This is a genomic window from Streptomyces sp. NPDC038200 (assembly GCF_055600785.1).
The window spans coordinates 52,406-70,983 of sequence record NZ_JBVJYH010000013.1; the positions used below are offsets into that span (position 1 = coordinate 52,406).

Consider the following 18,578-nt stretch of genomic DNA (forward strand, 5'->3'; position numbering starts at 1 on the left):
CCGCCGCGAGCCCGAGCCCCGAGCCGCCCCGCCGTCATGGCGGGGCCGGGGTCGCCGACGTCGACGGCCTGGGACAGCCGGTGCCCGGACGGTGGCGACGCAGGGATCGGCCGCCGCCGGAGGGGCGACCGGCCGGTGCCTAACGCTTGCCGCCGGCGGGCTTCCCGTCGGCCGTCTTCCCGTCGGCCGTCTTGCCTTCGGCCGTCTTCCCGTCGCCGCCGCCCTTGTCCGCGCTCTTGTCCGCGCTCTTGTCCGTGTTCTTGTCGGCGCCCTTGCCCGCGCTGCCGGAGTCGCCCGCCGCGTCGGCGTCCTTCTTCCGCTCGGGCGCCGTGCGGGTGGCGCAGTAGGCGGCGACCTTCTCCCGGCCGCCCGCCGCCTCGACGAGCCGCTGCCAGGCCGTCGCCTCCAGGGCGGCGCCCCGGTTGCCGGCCTGCGCCCAGGCACGGCAATGGGCCGACGTGTCCCGGGCGGTGGCCGGGTGCGCGGGATGCGGGGAAGACCGGGGAGACGGGGAGCGCCCGGCGGATCCGGTGTCCGAGGGCCGGGCCGCCAGGCCGTCGGCCGGGGCGGCCGGGGCGCTCGCCGAGGGGCGTGCGGGCCGTGAGGGCCTCCGGCCGCCGTCGTCCGCGCCGGACCCGGCGGAGCCGATCGCCGCGACGGCGACACCGCCCACGGTGAGGCTCGCGAGCGCCAGCGAGAGGGTGGTCCGCAGTGAGCGGCGGGCACGTCCCGGACGCCCGGGCCGCCAGTCGTCCCGCTTACGGGTGCGCGCGTCGTGCGCCCCGGCCGCACGGGCGGCGCGGAAGGCGGCCAGGGCGCTGCGCTCGGCCTCGGGATCGACCTCCTCGGCGCGCAGAGCGGCGCCGAACCGCGACTCCAGCCCGGAGGTCCCGCCGGACGGGTCGGCCCGCTCCGGCGCGGCGACGGTGGCGTCAGGGTGTGCGCGTCGGCGATCGGGCGGCGCGTCGCCGCTGTGCCGTTCACCCATGTCCGTTCCCGTTCTCGTCCGGCCACGCCTTCGCGGCCGCTCTCGCGTGCGAGACGGCACGCGCGCTCGCCGAGGCGCCGTGCACCGCCTCCACGGCAGCGCGTGCAGCCCCCGTGGCGGAGGCGCGGTACGCCGTTACATACGTCCCGCGCCCGCCGGCGTTCATCCCGACTCACCCAGCGTCGGGGGATCGCCATCCGTCACACCGCCGTGGGCGCCGAGTTGGCGGGCCAGGCGGCGCAGGCCCCGGTACGCGGCCGTGCGGACGGCGCCGGGGCGCTTGCCCAGGACACGGGCCGCTGCCGGTCCGTCGAGGCCCACGACCACCCGTAGCAGCACGGCCTCGGCCTGGTCCCGGGGCAGCGCGCGCACCAGTTCCAGCGCGCGTGCGGTGGAGAGCGACTCCAGCGCCTGGTCGTGGGTGCTGTGCCGGCCGGGCAGGTCCAGGGCGTCCTGTTCGAGCTGCGCGGCCCGGGGCCGTACCCGCTGCCTGCGCAGGTGGTCCAGCGCGCGGTGCCGGGCGATGGTCGCCGTCCAGCCGCGGAACCCGGCGCCGTCCCCGCGGAACCGGCCGAGATCGCGGGCGATCTCCAGCCAGGCGTCGGAGGCGACGTCCTCCGCGTCGTCGCCGACCAGGCCCCGCAGATAGCCCAGCAGGCCGGGCTGCACGATCCGGTAGGCCACCGCGAAGGCGGTCTCGTCACCCTCCTGGGCCCGCGCGACGGCCGCACCCAGCTCCCCGTCCCGCGGCTGCGGGCGGCGGGGTTCCCCTCCCTGGCCCAAGACCGTCCTCGTTCGTGCCGAGTTCCTGGCCACTGCGTGGCGCTTCCCTCACGGTGCGACACGCTCCGGCCGTGTCTGTCGCCCTCCACGATCATCAGCGTCGGGTTCGCCGGAAGTGTCACAGCCGGGCGGCCCCCCGGCCGGCACCGGTCGGCCTGGGCCCGCCGGTCGGAGACGGTCAGCCGGGGCAAGCCGGCCAGGGGCGGTCGGCCAGAGGAGCTCAGCCGGACCCGGTGGCGAGGTCCGGTCGCCAGAGGCGGTCGGCCGGGCCCGGTGGCGAGGGGCGGTCGGCAAGAGGCGGTGGCGAGGGGCGGTCGGCCAGGGGCGGTCGGCCGGGGCCGGGTCAGCCGGCGCCGGTCGCGTCCCGGCACAGCAGCCGGAGCGAGCCGTGACCGCCGTAGCAGCGGCGGGCCTCGTCCACGGGGTCCCACAGCCGGCCGTCGGGAGTGCGCAGCCAGTGCTCGCCGCCGGTCGCCCACCACTCGGCGCCGGTCTGCCGGACGATCACCTCGCCGGCGTAGGCGCCGAAGCCGCGCAGCACGCTCTCGACGGCCGCGTACGGCGGCCCCTCCCGGCGTATCTCCTCGATCATCCGGTCCACCCGCCACAGGCTCTGCGCCGAGTAGTCGAGCCGCACCCGGGCGCCCTCGCGCATCGTCGCCACCGCGTCCGCCGCCCACCGCACGGGTTTCGCCGCGGCGTGCGGCCTGGTCCGCTGCTGTGCCGTCTCGTACCGCGTCGTCGCGTGGGCCGTCACACGGGCCGTCGCACGAGCTGCCAGGTCGGCTGTCGGATCGGCTGTCACATCGGCTGTCACATGAGCTGTCAGATCGGCTGTCACATAGGGAAGAGCGAGCGGCGGCCGCGTTCCGTCACCGGGTTTCGAAACGTTTCTCCGACGTTTCGCCAACCGCCGCAGTACCGCCCCACGTCCCCCGCACGAAGGTCGCAGGACGTCCTCATGCCCCCGCTTCCGCGGCGCTGCGGGCCCGGCGGGAGACCACCGCGCGCAGCACCCGGCGGCCCTCCACCGAGACGTCCAGGGCCCGGCGCAGCCCCTGCGCGCCGTGGCCCGCGAGGAGTTCCAGGACGGCTGCCTGGCGGCGCAGCTCGGCGGCGACGAGCGGCGGCAGGTCCGCGGTGTCGCCCGCGCGCCCGTCGAGGCCGTCCGGAGCCGGGCCGCCCGCGGACGCCGGGCCGCCGTCCGCGGCCGGACCGGCGTCCGCGGCCGGGTCGAGCAGCCGGTGGATGCGCAGCGAGGCCACCGAGCAGGCGTCCGCCCAGGTCCGTACGGCGTCGGCGGTGCGCTCGGCCGGGGCCGACTCCAGCATGCGGTGGGCCAGCCGGGCGGCCTCGTCGCCGGCCGGTTCCGCGGAGCCGAGCGCGTCGCGGGCCCGGTCCAGGTCCGCGGACCAGTCGGAGCCGTCGGCGAGGCTCGCCCACAGCGGGCGCAGCAGCTCGTCGTCGCCGCCGAGCAGCGGCAGACACCGATCCAAACAAGCCAATCCGCCGGCGGCCAGTCCGCGTTCGTCGGCCTGTGCGATCAGTTCCACCAGGCTCATGAATGTCTCCCTCGCCAGGGCGCCGACCGGTACGGAGCCCGCACTTCCCCTTACTGCGTGCGACGGCGCGGGAGTGTCACAGTGATCCGTTTTCAGCCAAGTGTGGGCGCGGGCAGCTCGCCGGAGAGGACCTTCCGCTCCTGCATACGGGTCAGGCGGACGACCACCGTGATGGCGAGGGCGGCCGCCGCGACGTCGAGGGCGTCGGAGAGGAGCATCGCCTTCGCGGCCTCGCGCATGTCGTCCGCCGTCTCGGCGTGGCGCGAGCTGGTGTACGCGAAGCGGCCCACGACGATGCCGACGAGCCACAGCGTCCACCAGGCGTTGATCACGCCGTGCCCGTCCCGCGCACCCCAGGGAGCGCTGGCGTCCCAGGTGTCCGCGACGATCCGGCGCGGGAACCAGAGGTTCACGATCGGGCAGAACCAGCCGCCGATCGTCCAGCCGCGCTTCATGCTGTGCCGGGAGGCGTCGAACACCTCGGCGTTCACCCGCACCCGCCACAGCCAGCACAGGTAGACGACGGCCGTGGCCACCAACGCCACCCCCTGGGCGATGCCGGACGCGCTGTAGAGCGCGTCGGCGTGGTCGGCCCGGTCGATCACGTCGGCGCCGAGGGCGCCGTCGGCGATGTCCCCGGCGACGTTCATCTCCAGCGTGTCCGCGAAGCAGGCGAACAGGTCGGTGGCGATGACGAGCCCGAGCAGGGCGACGGTGGCCCGGCCGAGCCCGGCGGGCGAGCGCAGCCAGGGGCCGGGCGGGGCGGCGTACGGCGGTGCGGGCATGGGTGAGGTCATCGCGAGGTTCCCCCGTGGAACGTGAGAGCTGAGACGGCGCGCGGCACTCCCCGGGCCGGGCGCGCGGACACCGGAACATACGGTCGGACGCCGCGTCGCGTCCACTCGGTTCTCGGCCCGGCCGGTCCGCCGCGGCGGTCCTCGGGGCCGGCCGGTCCGCCGGCGGTCCTCAGCCCAGCCGGTCCGCCAGCTTCCGGAAGTCGGTCCAGGACAGCGCGGGCCGCCCCGGGTCCCACAGTTTCTGCACGGTGGCCCGCAGCGGCATCCGGATGCCCGCGGCGACCTGGGCCTGCGTCTGTGCGCCGGCGAGGTCGCACCAGACCGCGAACGCGCCGCCGAGGATCTGCCCGTCGTAGCGCGCCGGCACGGCGGTCGTGCCGCGCAGCACCCGCGGGTTCCACTGCTCGTAGATGCGCTGTCCGGTCGGATAGACGAAGGTCTGCGGCTGGCCGAGCACGTAGTAGAGGAACTCGTCGTTGTAGTTGATCACCTTGCGGCCGGCGCTCAGATACTCCGCCGGCTGCCGGGCACCGATCTCCTTGCCGGTCCAGTAGGCGACCTGGAGGTCCTGGGCGGGCCGCACCGCGGTGTCGCGGAAGAAGCCGTCGTTCCAGACGCGCAGGGTCCGGTCGTGGGCGCGGACGGTGGCGGCGCGGTCGTTCAGCCAGCCGGTGGCGAGGTCGGCGACGGTCGCTCCGGAGCCGTACTTCCGCCGGGCCGCGGCGGCCAGCTGCGGATAGGAGGCCCCCGGGTCCGACACGGTCAGCGCCTGGTACTCGTCGCCGCCCAGGTGCCACTGGCGGCCGGTGAACAGGCCGGCGTACTCGTCGAGCAGATCGTCGACGATCTTGGCGGAGGCGTCCTCGGAGATGTCGATCGCGCCCCGCGTCGCGACCCCGTTCACGTTGCGCAGCCCGAGGTCGGGGTGGGCGGCGATGACCGCGCCCAGGTGTCCGGGCGAGTCGATCTCGGGCACGACGGTGATGTGCCGGCTCGCGGCGAGGTCCACGATCTTCCTGACCTGCGCCTTGGTCAGATGGTCCGGGGAGACGATCTCGGGGTGGGTGCTGGACTCGATGCGGAAGGCCTGGTCGTCGGAGAAGTGCAGCCCCAGCTCGTTGAACTTCAGGTCCCCCAGTTCGCGTATCCGGTCCTCGATCCAGGTCGCGCCGAACGGCTTGCGCGCGATGTCCAGCATGAAGGCGCGCACCGGCTTGGCCGGCTCGTCCCGGACGACGCCCTCGGGTGCCGTACCGCCGCCGTGGACCTCCTGCTTCAGGGTGCGGGTGCCGTAGAAGACGCCGGCCTCGCCGGGCCCGCTGATGTCGACCCGCCCGTCCCGGACGGTCAGGGTGTACGACTCCGGGTTGCCGCCGCCGCCGAGCGCGAGCCGTACGTCGCCCGCCCGCACACCGGCCTTCCGTCCCGCGTACGCCAGCCCCAGCTCCCCGGCCAGCAGCCGTCCCTCGTCGGCCAGCGCGGCGTCGCTCACCACCACCCGCGCACCCCGCCGCGGCTGCCAGCCGGGTCCGCGCGCCGGGGTGTGGGAGCGCACCGCGGGGATCGTGCGCGGCGCCCGCGAGAGCGGATACGTCCGGCTCGGGCCGGGACTGGCCGAAGGGGCGCCCGGTCCGCCGGAGTCGGCTCCGGTGCCGGACAGCCGGCCGGACGACGACTGCCGCGCGCTCCCCGGCGGATCCCCGCCGCCCCCGTCCGACGCCGCCCACACGCCGACACCGGTGCCGAGCGCGATCGTCCCGACGACCGCGGCGGCCACCACCGCCCGCTTCCGTACCACCTGCCGCGCCACGCCCCGGCGCCTGAGCCTGTGCTGGGTCACTCCGCCAACGTACGACCGAACGAGCGCTCACCTGTCATCCAGGCGCTCCGAAACTCTCCCGTCCGGGTGAATTTCAGGCATCCCTCGGACACACCGTGACCACTCTCGATAACCTGACGACACACCTTTCACAGCATCCCCTGCCACACCACATGTGACGCGAGGACCCACGCTGCCCGCCCACCGTCTGCCGCACCTCCCCCGGCCCCTCGACGCCTTCAACACCGTTCCCGCCGACGAGGCGCGCACTCTTCTCCTGCACTGCCTGCACAGCCCGCGCTGGTCCCGCCGGATCGCCGACCACCGTCCCTACCCCGACCTGGACGCCCTGCTGGCGGCGGCGGACGAGGCGGCGTACGACCTCTCCCCGGCCGACCTCGCGGAGGCCCTGGCGGGCGAGTCCCTCCCCGAGCTTCCCGAGGACACCTACTCGGCGGCCCACATGGCGCTCGGCGCGGCCCACGCGGCCTACGAGGCCCGCTTCGGGCACGCGTTCGTCGTCTATCTCGGCGACGTCCCCCCGGACGAGGTCATCGACCACATCCTCGAAGCCATCCGATCACGATTGGCGAACGATCCCGAGGAGGAACGGGTCATAGCCGCGGAGGAACTGCGCCGCCTGGCGAAGGGGAGACTGGCGGCGCATCTGAGGTGCGCGAGGAACCGTGCGACCAGCCACAATGCCCCCGCGGTCGGCACATGAGCGCCCACATCACCCCGGATGCCGCATTTCTAGCCCGTCCGGTGCCACTTTGATCACACCGGTAGGCCCCCCGTAAGCCTCGCCGCGCCGCATGGATACGATGCTGGGGGCCGGTGGACCGTACCCGGCCGGGCCCGACCGACAGTGAAGCCGGCGCGGCCCTAGTCCCCGCTCCCGGAGGGTTCTTCCGTGCCGGCTGGAACGCTGTACCGCGGCCGGGAAGGAATGTGGTCCTGGGTGGCTCACCGAGTCACCGGCGTCCTCATCTTCTTCTTCCTGTTCGTTCACGTGCTGGACACCGCTCTCGTGCGTGTCTCCCCCGAGGACTACGACAAGGTCGTAGCCACGTACAAGACGCCGATCGTCGCGCTGCTGGAGTACGGCCTCGTGGCCGCCATCCTCTTCCACGCGCTCAACGGCCTGCGTGTCATCGCCGTCGACTTCTGGTCGAAGGGCCCGCGCTACCAGAAGCAGATGTTCTGGGCCGTGATGGGTGTCTGGATCGTCCTGATGGCCGGGGCGATCTACCCGGTCCTCGGTCACGCCGCCCGTGTCCTCTTTGGGAGCTGACGCCGATGTCCACGACTGAAACCCCCGCGTCCGGAGTCGGCCCCGTCGAGGGCGCCCCCGTCTACACCGTCGACAGCCCGGCCCCGCTGATCGAGGCGCCGCGCAAGCGCACCAAGAAGACCCCGAAGTCGACCCGGGGCAACTTCGAACTGGCCGCCTGGCTGTTCATGCGCCTGTCCGGCATCGTGCTGGTCGTCCTCGTCATCGGCCACCTGCTCATCCAGCTCGTGCTGGACGGCGGTGTCTCCAAGATCGGCTTCGCCTTCGTGGCCGGCCGCTGGGCGTCCCCGTTCTGGCAGGTCTGGGACCTGCTGATGCTGTGGCTCGCGATGCTGCACGGCGCCAACGGCCTGCGCACGGTCATCAACGACTACGCCGAGCGGCCGAACTCCCGGCTGTGGCTGAAGGCTCTGCTCTACACGGCCACGGTGTTCACCATCCTGCTGGGCACGCTGGTGATCTTCACCTTCGACCCGAACATCCGCTAGGCACGGGGCTGCGAGAATCATGAAGATCCACAAGTACGACACCGTCATCGTCGGCGCCGGCGGCGCGGGCATGCGCGCGGCCATCGAGTCGACGAAGCGCAGCCGCACCGCGGTCCTGACCAAGCTCTACCCCACCCGCTCCCACACGGGCGCCGCGCAGGGCGGCATGGCCGCCGCGCTGGCCAACGTGGAGGAGGACAACTGGGAGTGGCACACCTTCGACACGGTCAAGGGCGGTGACTACCTGGTCGACCAGGACGCCGCCGAGATCCTGGCGAAGGAGGCCATCGACGCCGTCCTCGACCTGGAGAAGATGGGCCTGCCGTTCAACCGGACGCCCAACGGGACGATCGACCAGCGCCGCTTCGGCGGTCACTCCCGCAACCACGGCGAGGCCCCGGTCCGCCGGTCCTGCTACGCCGCGGACCGCACCGGCCACATGATCCTCCAGACGCTGTACCAGAACTGCGTCAAGGAGGGCGTGGAGTTCTTCAACGAGTTCTACGTCCTGGACCAGCTGATCACCGAGGTCGACGGCGTCAAGAAGTCGGCGGGTGTCGTCGCGTACGAGCTGGCGACCGGCGAGATCCACGTCTTCCAGGCGAAGTCGGTCATCTACGCCTCCGGCGGCACCGGCAAGTTCTTCAAGGTGACGTCGAACGCCCACACCCTGACCGGTGACGGCCAGGCCGCCGTCTACCGCCGCGGTCTGCCGCTGGAGGACATGGAGTTCTTCCAGTTCCACCCGACCGGCATCTGGCGCATGGGCATCCTGCTGACGGAGGGCGCCCGTGGTGAGGGCGGCATCCTCCGCAACAAGGACGGCGAGCGCTTCATGGAGAAGTACGCGCCGGTCATGAAGGACCTCGCGTCCCGTGACGTCGTGTCCCGCTCCATCTACACGGAGATCCGCGAGGGCCGTGGCTGCGGTCCCGAGGGCGACCACGTCTACCTGGACCTGACCCACCTGCCGCCGGAGCAGCTGGACGCCAAGCTCCCGGACATCACCGAGTTCGCGCGGACCTACCTCGGCATCGAGCCCTACACGGACCCGATCCCGATCCAGCCGACCGCGCACTACGCCATGGGCGGCATCCCGACGAACGTCGAGGGTGAGGTCCTGGCGGACAACACGACGGTGGTCCCCGGCCTGTACGCCGCCGGCGAGGTCGCCTGCGTCTCGGTCCACGGCGCCAACCGCCTGGGCACGAACTCGCTGCTGGACATCAACGTCTTCGGCCGCCGCGCGGGCATCGCCGCCGCCGAGTACGCCCAGAAGGCGGACTTCGTCGAGCTGCCGGAGAACCCGGAGTCCCTCGTCGTCGAGCAGATCGAGCGGCTGCGCACCTCCACCGGCACCGAGCGGGTGGCCCAGCTCCGTCGCGAGCTGCAGGAGACCATGGACGCCAACGTCATGGTCTTCCGCACCGAGCAGACGATCAAGACGGCGGTCGAGAAGATCGCCGAGCTGCGCGAGCGCTACAAGAACGTCGCGATCCAGGACAAGGGCAAGCGGTTCAACACGGACCTGCTGGAGGCGATCGAGCTGGGCAACCTGCTCGATCTGGCCGAGGTCATGGCGGTCTCGGCCCTCGCCCGCAAGGAGTCCCGCGGCGGTCACTACCGCGAGGACTACCCGAACCGCGACGACGTCAACTTCATGCGCCACACCATGGCGTACCGCGAGGTCGGCGCCGACGGCTCGGAAACCGTCCGTCTCGACTACAAGCCGGTCGTCCAGACCCGCTACCAGCCGATGGAGCGTAAGTACTGATGGCTACCCCTGTTCTGGACAAGGCGGACGCGGCCGGCCAGCCCGAGCCCGGCTTCGCCGACTCCCCCTACATCACGGTCACCTTCCGCGTCCGCCGGTTCAACCCGGAGGTCTCGGCGGAGGCGACCTGGGAAGACTTCCAGCTGGAGATCGACCCGAAGGAGCGTGTCCTCGACGGCCTCCACAAGATCAAGTGGGACATCGACGGCACCCTCACCTTCCGCCGCTCGTGCGCGCACGGCATCTGCGGCTCGGACGCGATGCGGATCAACGGCAAGAACCGTCTTGCCTGCAAGACGCTGATCAAGGACATCAACCCCGAGAAGCCGATCACGGTCGAGCCCATCAAGGGCCTGACGGTCCTGAAGGACCTGGTCGTCGACATGGAGCCGTTCTTCCAGGCGTACCGGGACGTCATGCCGTTCCTGGTCACCAAGGAGACGAACGAGCCGACCCGTGAGCGGCTCCAGTCCGCCGAGGACCGCGAGCGCTTCGACGACACGACGAAGTGCATCCTCTGCGCGGCCTGCACCTCCTCCTGCCCGGTGTTCTGGAACGACGGCCAGTACTTCGGTCCGGCCGCGATCGTGAACGCCCACCGCTTCATCTTCGACAGCCGGGACGAGGCGGGCGAGCAGCGCCTGGAGATCCTGAACGACCGCGACGGCGTGTGGCGCTGCCGCACGACCTTCAACTGCACGGACGCCTGCCCGCGCGGCATCGAGGTCACGAAGGCGATCCAGGAGGTCAAGCGCGCGCTGATCACGCGTCGCTACTGATCCGCCGTACGCCTGCGGCATCTCGGGCCCCGTCTCCGGTAACGCACCGGAGGCGGGGCCCTCGCCGTACAACTGTTTCCCCGGACCGTGTGTCTCCTGGGTACGCGATCAAGGAGACACATGCGTACGCACAGACAACTCGCCGTGGCCACCGCCACGGCCCTCGCGCTCACCGGGGGACTCCTGGCTCTCACGGCCGGGCCGGCGACGGCGGCGACGCCCGCCAAGTACGCCGACGACTTCAACGGCGACGGCTACCGGGACTACGCCTCCGGCTGGGGCGGCGAGGTCACCGTCACCTACGGCACGCCGACCGGACCGGGTCCGAAGACGGTGACGTTCACCCAGGACAGCCCCAACATCCCGGGCAAGGCCGGTGACGCCGGAGGGTACGCCGACACCTTCGGCGACCACGTGGCGAACGCCGACTTCAACCGCGACGGGTACGCCGACCTCGCCGTCGGCGACGCCAGCGAGAAGGTCGGTACGACGACCGCGGCGGGCGCGGTCACCATCCTGTGGGGCGCCAAGTCCGGCCTGGGCACGAAGGCCACGCGCATCCCGGCCAAGTCCAAGGTCGCCTTCGGCGCGGCCCTCGCCGCCGGTGACTTCAACGGCGACGGCAAGCCGGACCTGGCCGTCACCGACGTCACCGGCACCCTCTTCGTCTACCGGGGCGGCTTCTCCCAGACCGGTACGACCGGCAGCGTCACCCGGCTGGAGGTCAGCCCCAGCGGTGCCGAGGTGCTGGAGCCGACCGAGATCGTCGCCGGCAAGGTCAACAAGGACAGGGCCACCGACCTGTACGTGCTCGGCCAGGGCTACAAGAACGGCAAGATGACCGAGGCCGCGTGGTTCGTGCAGGGCGGCTCCACCATCAAGCGCGGCAAGTACACGACGTACAACGCCTCGCAGTTCGACTTCGGCTCCACCGGAGTGATCGCCGACTTCGACAAGAACGGCTACGGCGACCTGGCCGTCAGCGACAAGCCGTACAACAAGGGCGCGGGCTCCGTGGTGGTCCTGCGCGGCGGGGCGAGCGGCCCCACCACCTCCTACCGCCTCTCCCAGTCCACCGCGGGCGTGGCGACGGCGGCCACGAAGAACGACCGCTTCGGCTACTCCCTCTCCGCCGGCGACACCAACCGCGACGGCTATCCCGACCTCGCGGTCGGCGTGCCCGAGGAGGAGGTCGGCTCGGTGCAGAACGCGGGCGGCGTGCACGTCCTGCGGGGCGGCAGGAGCGGCCTGACCGGCACCGGTTCCCAGTGGTTCACCCGCGCCACGGCGGGCGTGCCGGGCGGCCCCGCCGACGGCGAGGCGCTCGGCCTGTTCGTCCGCCTGCGCGACTTCGATCGGGACGGCGACGCGGACCTGCTGGTCTCGGGCGATCTGTACCGCACGGGCGTGCTGCTGCGCGGCACCGCCTCGGGCGTCACCACCAGCCATGCGGTGGAGACCGGTCTGGACCCCGCCTTCCCGCAGTAGTCCGCCGCCGGGACCACGCCGGAGCCCCACCGGAGTCCGCTCCGGTGGGGCTCCTCGCTTCCGGGGACCGGGGATCCTAATGTGACGACATGTCAGACGAAGAGTCGTACGAACTGCTCGGCTTCGACAACGTGCTGCTCCCCGTCGGCGACCTCGACGAGGCGGTCGCCTTCTACGAGCGGGCCGGGTTCACCGTGGGGTTCCGGTTCGACGAGGCCGGGATCGCGATGCTGAAGGTCGGTCCGGAGACGCCCGGCATCCTGCTGCGCGCCGAGGAGGGGCTGCGTCCCCGGCCGCCGCACTGGCCCTCGCCGCGGCTCTGGCTGGAGGTGCCGGACGCCCGGGTGGCGGCGCGGGAGCTGGCCGCCGCCGGCGTCCGGCCGCTGGACGAGATCTTCCAGGCGGTCACCGGCTGGACCGTGGAGATCGCCGACCCCTGGGGGAACGTCCTCGGCTTCACCGACTACACCAAGCGCCCGGCACTGGGCCGCAGAAGCTGACCCCGCCCCGGAGTTGAACGCGTTCAAAATCAGGTCTACAGTCACCCCTGTCAGCGTTTTGAACGCGTTCAAGAAGGGGTGGGGCATGGACCGCACCGTCATCGCCTACGTCATCTACCTGGTCGTCAGCATCGCGCTGACCGTCTGGGTGGCCCGCACGCTCAGCCGGAACGGCCGGATCTTCCTGGCCGACGTCCTGCGCGGCAACGAGAAGCTCGCGGACGCCGTCAACCACCTCCTGGTGGTCGGCTTCTACCTGGTCAACCTCGGCTTCGTGGCGCTGTACCTGAGCGGGGACGAGACGATCGAGGACACCCGCGGCGTCTTCGAGGCCCTGTCGACCAAGCTGGGCGTGGTCCTGCTGGTGCTCGGGGCGATGCACCTCGGCAACGTGTACGTGCTCAACAAGATCCGCCGGCGCGGCCTCATGGAGCACGAGCAGCTTCCCCCGGTGGGCCCGCAGGAGTGGGTCGCGCCGACGGCCGGGGCGTGACCGGCGTGACCGCCGCGACCGCCGCCCAGGGCCGGGGTGCCGCGGGCACCCCGGTCCGCGGGCTGACCGTCCTGTACGACGCCGGGTGCGCCCTGTGCAGGCACCTGCGCGGCTGGCTGACGCGGCAGCCGCAGCTGGTGCCGCTGGAGCTGGTGCCGGCCGGCTCGGCCGAGGCCCGCGCCCGCTTCCCCGGACTCGACCACGCCGGCACCCTCGACGAGGTCACCGTCGTCGGCGACTCCGGGCAGGTCTACCGGGGCTCGCGCGCCTGGATCGTCGTCCTGTGGGCCCTGCGCGAACACCGGCCGCTCGCCCACCGGCTCGCCACCCCGGCGGGCGCCAAGACGGCCCGGGGAGCCGTGCTCGCCGCGGCGAAGTGGCGGGGGGCGACACAGCGGCGGGGCGCGCAGTGGGGCGGCCAGGCGTACCACCGGGCCGACGGCTGGTCGTACCATCCGCACACGGGCTGGTCCTACTCCCCGCCGTCCTGCTCCGGACCCGCCTGCGCCACTCGTTAGGCTCTTCACCGTGCCCGCGAAGAACGACGGCCCCGAGGCGGCCGGCCCCCAGAGCAGCAAGTCCGAGCAGACCCGCGCGCTGATCCTGGAGACCGCGATGCGGTTGTTCCAGGAGCGCGGGTACGACAAGACGACGATGCGGGCGATCGCCACGGAGGCCGGAGTCTCCGTCGGCAACGCCTACTACTACTTCGCCGGCAAGGAACACCTGATCCAGGGCTTCTACGACCGGATCGCCGCCGACCACCAGGCGGCGGTCCGGGAGGTCCTGGCCCGCGAGACCGACCTGGAGGCACGGCTCGCGGGCGTGCTGACCGCGTGGCTGGACATCGCCCGGCCGTACCACGAGTTCGCGGTCCAGTTCTTCAAGAACGCAGCCGACCCCGACAGCCCCCTCAGCCCCTTCTCGCCGGAGAGCGAGCACGCGCGCGAGCAGGCCGTCAGCGTGCACCGGGAGGTGCTGGCCGGCTCCAAGTCCAAGGTGGCCCCCGAACTCCGGGACGTCCTGCCGGAGCTGATGTGGCTCTCGCAGATGGGCCTGGTGCTGTACTGGATCTTCGACCGCACGGAGGACCGCGAGCGCAGCTACCGCCTGGCCCGCCGCGGCGCCCGCCTCACCGCGCGCGGGGTCTCCCTGGCCCGCTTCCGGGTCCTGCGCCCGCTGGTCCTGGAGGTCCACGAGCTGTTCACGGACTTCCTGCCCGGCATGACGAAGGCGCTGCCGGATCCGCGGCGCAAGCGGGACGAGTGACTCAGATCCAGTTCAGCCGCCACAGGCGGAACACGCCCGTGCCGTCGGTCAGGTACTGGCCGCCGCCGACGTCCTCGATGCTGACCACGTACTCCTTGCGCTGCCACAGCGGGATCAGCGGGACGTCCCGGGTCACGTCCGCCTGGATGCCCTCGAAGTCCTTCGCGGCCCGGCTGCGGTCGGCGAACTGCCGGCTCTCCAGGACGAGGTGGTCGACCAGCTTGTTGCTGTATCCGGTGCCCATGGTGGAGCCGGTGCCGACGAGCGCGGCGCCGAAGGTGTCCGGATCGGGATAGTCGGCCACCCAGCCGACCGACCACGCGTCCATCTTCCCGGCGGCCCAGCGCTTCTGGAACTCGGTCCACTCGTACCCCTTGACGTCCACCTCGAACAGGCCGCTCGCCTCCAGCTGCCGCTTCAGCTCCGCGGCCTCCTCCGCGCTCGCGCCGCGGCCGATGCCGTAGCCGAGGGTGAAGCGCACCGGCAGGCTCGCCCCGGCCTCGGTGAGCAGCTCACGCGCCTTCCGGGTGCTGCGCCGCGGGTAGTTGTCGAAGAACGACGTGGTGTGGCCGGTGATGCCGGTCGGGATCAGCGAGTACAGCGGGTCGACCGTGCCCTGGTAGACCGTCGCCGCCAGCTCCTCGCGGTTGATCAGCCAGGCCATCGCCCGGCGCACCCGCGCGTCGTGCAGCGGGGACGCGGAGCGGGTGTTGAGGTACAGGTTGCGGGTCTCCGAGCTGTCGGACTCGGTGAGCCGCTGCTCGGGGTCGCTCGGGTTCAGCTCGGAGAGCACCTCCGGCGGCAGGGTCCGGGTGGCGACGTCGATCCGGTGGGCCTTCCAGGCGCCTGCGAGCTTCGCGGAGTCGGCGTAGTAGCGCACCTCGACCGGGCGGCCCGTGCCGCTCAGATACCCCTTGTAGCGCTCGTTGGGCGCGAGGTCGGCCTTCTCGTCCCTGGTGTACGCCGTCAGCCTGTACGGCCCGGTGCCGTCGACGGCGGCGTCCGTGCGCAGGGCGTCGGCCGGGTACTTGTCCCGGTCCACGATCGAGCCGGCGCCGGTGGCCACCTTCAGCGGGAAGGTGGCGTCCGAGGAGGAGAGGTGGAAGGTGACGGTACGGGCGTCGTCCGCGGTCACCGAGGCGAGCGTGCCGAACAGGGAGGCCGGGCCGACATCGGAATCGATCTTCCTGACCCGGTCGAAGGAGTACTTCACGTCCTCGGCCGTCATGGCGCGTCCGCTCGGGAAGGTGATCCCGGCGCGCAGGGTGCACCGGTACGTCCTGAGGCCGCCGCCCTCGAACGCGCAGCCCGTCGCCGCGTCCGGGACCGGCTCGACCCCGCCCGGCTCGAAGGTCAGCAGCGACTGGTACACGTTGCTGAACAGCGCCCAGGATCCGGCGTCGTAGGCGCCGGCCGGGTCGAGTGCGGTGACCCCGTCCGTCGTACCGACGGTGATGGTCCTGTTCTTGTTCCCCTGCGACGGCAGCAGCTGCCAGCCGCCGATCCCCACGACGGCGAGCACGAGCAGCGTCACGAGAATCCGCATGCGAACAGATCGCATGGTGGTGCCCTCCCCGGGCCCGTCAAGGCCCTACCCCTGGCCCAGCACGAATCGGCCACTTCCCCTGAGTGGCGCGGCTCACCTAATCACACGGCTTTCACCGCGGGGAAGGGCTTTCTGACCAGTTGTGGAAGAACTTGCCCGGGCGCCGTCCCCGCCGGGTTCCGCAGCTCCTTCACAGCCGTGGGAGCGGTTCTGTCACGCGCGCGTGACGGCCAGTTCGACCCGGCTCGGTGAGCCGAGAGGTGACCCCACGAGCTCCCGGCTCGGGGGGCTGAGAGGCGAGGCGAAGCGGGTACGGGGGACCGGCTCGGGGGGGCTGGGAGGTGGGGTGGGGTCGGGGGCTGGGAGGTACGACGACCACCCCGACCGCTCCCCCGCTATGACTTCCGGCGCAGTGCGCGCAGTCCGCGCAACCCGATGACCCCGATGACCGTCCCCAATACGAAGGAAACGACCGCCAGCAGCAGATGCACCCAGAAGTACGCGGTCGGGTGACCGTCGTCGAAGGCGAGTCCGCTGCTGTCCTTGACCAGGTTCTTGACGAAAGTGACCCAGATGACCCAGCTCCACACCCCGAAGGCGAGCAGGAACCAGGAGACCGGGCGGCTGAGCTTCATGACATCAGTATCGCCGTCGCCTGTCCGGTTCCGTGCCGGGGGTGGGGCGGTGGGCGGGACTTCACCGTCCGGTGCCGGTACGTTCTCGACCGTGCCCGCACCGAAGCGGACCGGCCGGCGATCCGTGCTGGTCACCTCCGCCACCCTGCTGTCCCTGTCCGTCACCGCGCCCGCCGCGCTCGCCGCGCCGACCCCCTCGACGAGCCCGACGGCCACTCCCCCGGCCCGGATGTCGACGCTGGGCGGCGCCCGGCTCGGACAGCCGGGCACGCAGGTCGACCTCGCCCCCGGCGTCCCGGTGCTGCCCAAGGACCTCACCGCCCGCTCCTGGATCGTCTCCGACGCCGAGTCGGGCCAGGTCCTCGCCGCGCACAACGCGCACTGGCGGCTGCCCCCGGCGAGCACGCTGAAGATGCTCTTCGCGGACACCGTGCTGCCCCGCTTCCCCCAGGGCACCCGGTACAAGGTGGCGCCCAAGGACCTCAAGGGCGTGGGGGCCGGCTCCAGCGTGGTCGGGATAAAGGAGGGCGGCACCTACTCCGTGCACGACCTGTGGCTCGGGGTCTTCCTGCGCTCGGGCAACGACGCCGTGCACGTGCTGTCGTCGATGAACGGCGGGGTGAAGCGGACGGTCGAGGACATGCAGGACCACGCCGAGGAACTCCAGGCGCTGGACACGAACGTGGTCTCCCCCGACGGCTACGACGCGCCGGGCCAGGTGTCGTCGGCGTACGACCTGACGCTGTTCGCCCGCTCGGGCCTGCAGAAGAAGGACTTCCGGGACTACTGCTCGACCGTGAGCGCGAAGTTCGGCTCCGCCGAGATCCGGAACACCAACCGGCTGCTGAGCGGCGACAGCGACGTCCCCGTCTACCAGGGCATCGCGGGCGTGAAGAACGGCAACACCACGCACGCGGGCGCCACCTTCACCGGGGTCGCCGAGCGGGGCGGCAAGGTGCTGCTGGTCACGGTGATGAACCCGGCGAAGAACGAGCACAACGAGGTCTACAAGGAGAGCGCGAAGCTGTTCGACTGGGGCTTCCAGGCGGTCGGCAAGGTCGATCCGGTGGGTGAGCTGGTGCCGCCGAAGAGCGCCGCGTCGAGCACGGCCGGGCCGGACGCGGCCGCGTCGGCCGGGCAGGCGGGGCAGGAGCCGGGGCAGACGTCCGGCGGGTCCGGCGGGGCGGGTGCGAAGCCGGCGGCCAGCGCCCGTGCCGAGTCCGGGGCGAGCGGCATGGGAATCGCCCTGGCCGTCGCGGGCGGGCTGCTGGTGCTGCTCGGGGGCGGGGCGTTCCTGGTCAACCGCCGTTGGCCGCTGCCCGATCTGATGCGCCGTCGGACGCGTCCCTGAGGCCGGTTCCCGCGTCCTCGTCGCCCACCTCACCCGCTGCGCCCACCTCACCCGCTGCGCCCATCTCGCCCGCTGCGCTCACCTCGACCACCTCGACCACCTCGACCGCTTCGCCCGCTGCGCCCGCCTCGGCCTCCTTGCTCGGCGTCGCCGTCCAGGCGGCGCAGAAGAGCACGAGTTTCGCGGTGAAGTTGATCCACAGCAGCAGGGCCACGGGGACCCCGAACGCGCCGTACATGCTCTTCGCGGCAACGCCCTGGATATAGCCGCTGAGCAGCAGCTTGAGCAGTTCGAAGCCGATCGCGCCGAGCAGCGCGGCGACCAGCAGGCGGCGGCGCTGCGGCTCGACCCCGGGCAGCAGGGTCAGGACGTAGAGCAGGACCAGGAAGTCGGCGAGCACGGCGACGACGAACGCCGCGATCCGCAGCAGCCAACTGCCCCAGCCCTGCTCGTCCAGGCCGATCCGCCCGGAGAGCCAGCCGACGGCGGCCGAGGCGAGGGTGGACGCGGCGAGCGTGAGCAGCAGGGCGCCGCCGAGACCCAGCAGGATGCCGGCGTCCTTGGCCTTGGCGAGGACCGGGTTCTCGTCGTGGTCCGGCAGCTCCCACACCGCGCGCAGACAGTCCCTCATCTGGCCGACCCAGCCGATGCCCGTGAGCAGCAGCACCGCGCCCGCGATGCCCCCGACCGTGCCCGCGTTGTGCACCAGGGAGGTGAGGTCCAGCTGGTCGGAGAGGCCGGGGAACTGGTCGGCGATCCTGCGCTCGACGGTCTTCTGCCGGTTCGGGCTGAGCGTGGCGGCGGTGATCGCGGCGGCCACGGTCAGCAGCGGGAACAGGGCGACGAAGCTGACGAAGGTCATCGCGGCGGCCAGCCGGGTCCACTTCACCCGGTCCAGCCGCTCGTAGGACCGCCACGCGTGGGTGAGGGTCAGCCGGGTGACGGTCGGCCCGATGACGGGGAGCTTCTTCAGCCAGTCCATGGTCCGACTGTGCCCGCTGCGCGAGAACAC

Annotated in this window: 20 protein-coding genes; 11 read left to right on the forward strand and 9 right to left on the reverse strand. The window is 72.1% G+C overall.

Going from position 1 to position 18,578, the window contains the following annotated elements; genetic code table 11:
- Positions 1-139 precede the first annotated feature (139 nt).
- From ACZ7KF_RS25140 to ACZ7KF_RS25165, 6 genes are all read right to left on the reverse strand, one after another.
- Positions 140-988 carry a hypothetical protein gene (locus tag ACZ7KF_RS25140; protein WP_471079178.1) on the reverse strand — a complete coding sequence of 283 codons (849 nt, stop codon included), beginning with the start codon at positions 986-988 and terminating at the stop codon, positions 140-142.
- A gap of 162 nt (positions 989-1,150) precedes the next feature.
- Positions 1,151-1,771: an RNA polymerase sigma factor gene (locus ACZ7KF_RS25145; protein WP_471079181.1), complete on the reverse strand. Its 621-nt coding sequence runs from the start codon at positions 1,769-1,771 to the stop codon at positions 1,151-1,153.
- Between the two features lie 343 nt (positions 1,772-2,114).
- Complete coding sequence (locus tag ACZ7KF_RS25150; RefSeq protein ID WP_471079183.1) at positions 2,115-2,528, reverse strand: hypothetical protein; 414 nt, start codon at positions 2,526-2,528, stop codon at positions 2,115-2,117.
- A 202-nt stretch (positions 2,529-2,730) separates the two neighbouring features.
- Positions 2,731-3,333, reverse strand: a complete 603-nt coding sequence (locus ACZ7KF_RS25155; RefSeq protein WP_471079186.1) for a hypothetical protein — start codon at positions 3,331-3,333, stop codon at positions 2,731-2,733.
- A gap of 92 nt (positions 3,334-3,425) precedes the next feature.
- Positions 3,426-4,130 carry a DUF4328 domain-containing protein gene (locus ACZ7KF_RS25160; RefSeq protein WP_471079188.1) on the reverse strand — a complete coding sequence of 235 codons (705 nt, stop codon included), beginning with the start codon at positions 4,128-4,130 and terminating at the stop codon, positions 3,426-3,428.
- 169 nt (positions 4,131-4,299) lie between these two features.
- A complete protein-coding gene (locus ACZ7KF_RS25165; RefSeq protein ID WP_471079630.1) occupies positions 4,300-5,928 on the reverse strand; it encodes a beta-N-acetylhexosaminidase in 1,629 nt (542 codons plus the stop codon).
- A gap of 196 nt (positions 5,929-6,124) precedes the next feature.
- On the opposite strand from ACZ7KF_RS25165, the gene ACZ7KF_RS25170 reads away from it, so the two are divergent.
- From ACZ7KF_RS25170 to ACZ7KF_RS25215, 10 genes are all read left to right on the forward strand, one after another.
- Positions 6,125-6,673 carry a 2-oxo-4-hydroxy-4-carboxy-5-ureidoimidazoline decarboxylase gene (locus ACZ7KF_RS25170; protein WP_471079191.1) on the forward strand — a complete coding sequence of 183 codons (549 nt, stop codon included), beginning with the start codon at positions 6,125-6,127 and terminating at the stop codon, positions 6,671-6,673.
- Positions 6,674-6,862: 189 nt separating this feature from the next.
- The gene (gene sdhC / locus ACZ7KF_RS25175) at positions 6,863-7,243 is read left to right on the forward strand and encodes a succinate dehydrogenase, cytochrome b556 subunit (protein WP_225825127.1); all 381 of its coding nucleotides are present in this window, start codon (positions 6,863-6,865) and stop codon (positions 7,241-7,243) included.
- Positions 7,244-7,248: 5 nt separating this feature from the next.
- Positions 7,249-7,731 carry a succinate dehydrogenase hydrophobic membrane anchor subunit gene (locus ACZ7KF_RS25180; RefSeq protein ID WP_225825126.1) on the forward strand — a complete coding sequence of 161 codons (483 nt, stop codon included), beginning with the start codon at positions 7,249-7,251 and terminating at the stop codon, positions 7,729-7,731.
- Between the two features lie 19 nt (positions 7,732-7,750).
- Positions 7,751-9,505, forward strand: coding sequence for a succinate dehydrogenase flavoprotein subunit (gene sdhA, locus ACZ7KF_RS25185; protein ID WP_471079195.1), 1,755 nt, complete (start codon positions 7,751-7,753; stop codon positions 9,503-9,505).
- Complete coding sequence (locus ACZ7KF_RS25190; protein ID WP_471079198.1) at positions 9,505-10,284, forward strand: succinate dehydrogenase iron-sulfur subunit; 780 nt, start codon at positions 9,505-9,507, stop codon at positions 10,282-10,284. The genes sdhA and ACZ7KF_RS25190 overlap by 1 nt, the downstream gene beginning before the upstream one ends.
- 120 nt (positions 10,285-10,404) lie before the next feature.
- Positions 10,405-11,772: an FG-GAP and VCBS repeat-containing protein gene (locus tag ACZ7KF_RS25195; RefSeq protein WP_471079200.1), complete on the forward strand. Its 1,368-nt coding sequence runs from the start codon at positions 10,405-10,407 to the stop codon at positions 11,770-11,772.
- 89 nt (positions 11,773-11,861) lie between these two features.
- Positions 11,862-12,272: a VOC family protein gene (locus ACZ7KF_RS25200; protein WP_471079203.1), complete on the forward strand. Its 411-nt coding sequence runs from the start codon at positions 11,862-11,864 to the stop codon at positions 12,270-12,272.
- An 85-nt stretch (positions 12,273-12,357) separates the two neighbouring features.
- Positions 12,358-12,765, forward strand: a complete 408-nt coding sequence (locus tag ACZ7KF_RS25205; RefSeq protein ID WP_471079206.1) for a hypothetical protein — start codon at positions 12,358-12,360, stop codon at positions 12,763-12,765.
- Entirely contained in the window at positions 12,762-13,283 is a 522-nt protein-coding gene (locus ACZ7KF_RS25210; protein WP_471079209.1) for a thiol-disulfide oxidoreductase DCC family protein, read from the forward strand. Before ACZ7KF_RS25205 ends, ACZ7KF_RS25210 begins: the two co-directional genes overlap by 4 nt.
- Before the next feature lie 10 nt (positions 13,284-13,293).
- On the forward strand, positions 13,294-14,034 hold the full coding sequence (locus ACZ7KF_RS25215; protein WP_471079212.1) for a TetR/AcrR family transcriptional regulator: 741 nt from the start codon (positions 13,294-13,296) through the stop codon (positions 14,032-14,034).
- A gap of 1 nt (position 14,035) precedes the next feature.
- On the opposite strand, the gene ACZ7KF_RS25220 is transcribed toward ACZ7KF_RS25215, so the two are convergent.
- Both ACZ7KF_RS25220 and ACZ7KF_RS25225 read right to left on the reverse strand, forming a co-directional pair.
- Positions 14,036-15,580 carry an ABC transporter substrate-binding protein gene (locus tag ACZ7KF_RS25220; RefSeq protein ID WP_471079215.1) on the reverse strand — a complete coding sequence of 515 codons (1,545 nt, stop codon included), beginning with the start codon at positions 15,578-15,580 and terminating at the stop codon, positions 14,036-14,038.
- Positions 15,581-15,975: 395 nt separating this feature from the next.
- Positions 15,976-16,215, reverse strand: coding sequence for an SCO4848 family membrane protein (locus tag ACZ7KF_RS25225; protein ID WP_471079217.1), 240 nt, complete (start codon positions 16,213-16,215; stop codon positions 15,976-15,978).
- A 91-nt stretch (positions 16,216-16,306) separates the two neighbouring features.
- Between ACZ7KF_RS25225 and ACZ7KF_RS25230 the strand changes: the two genes are divergently transcribed.
- Complete coding sequence (locus tag ACZ7KF_RS25230; RefSeq protein ID WP_471079220.1) at positions 16,307-17,566, forward strand: D-alanyl-D-alanine carboxypeptidase family protein; 1,260 nt, start codon at positions 16,307-16,309, stop codon at positions 17,564-17,566.
- On the opposite strand, the gene ACZ7KF_RS25235 is transcribed toward ACZ7KF_RS25230, so the two are convergent.
- Positions 17,514-18,548 (reverse strand): YihY/virulence factor BrkB family protein, encoded by a 1,035-nt coding sequence (locus ACZ7KF_RS25235; protein ID WP_471079223.1) that lies wholly within the window; start codon positions 18,546-18,548, stop codon positions 17,514-17,516. The two genes, ACZ7KF_RS25230 and ACZ7KF_RS25235, sit on opposite strands and share 53 nt — an antisense overlap.
- Between the last annotated feature and the right edge of the window lie 30 nt (positions 18,549-18,578).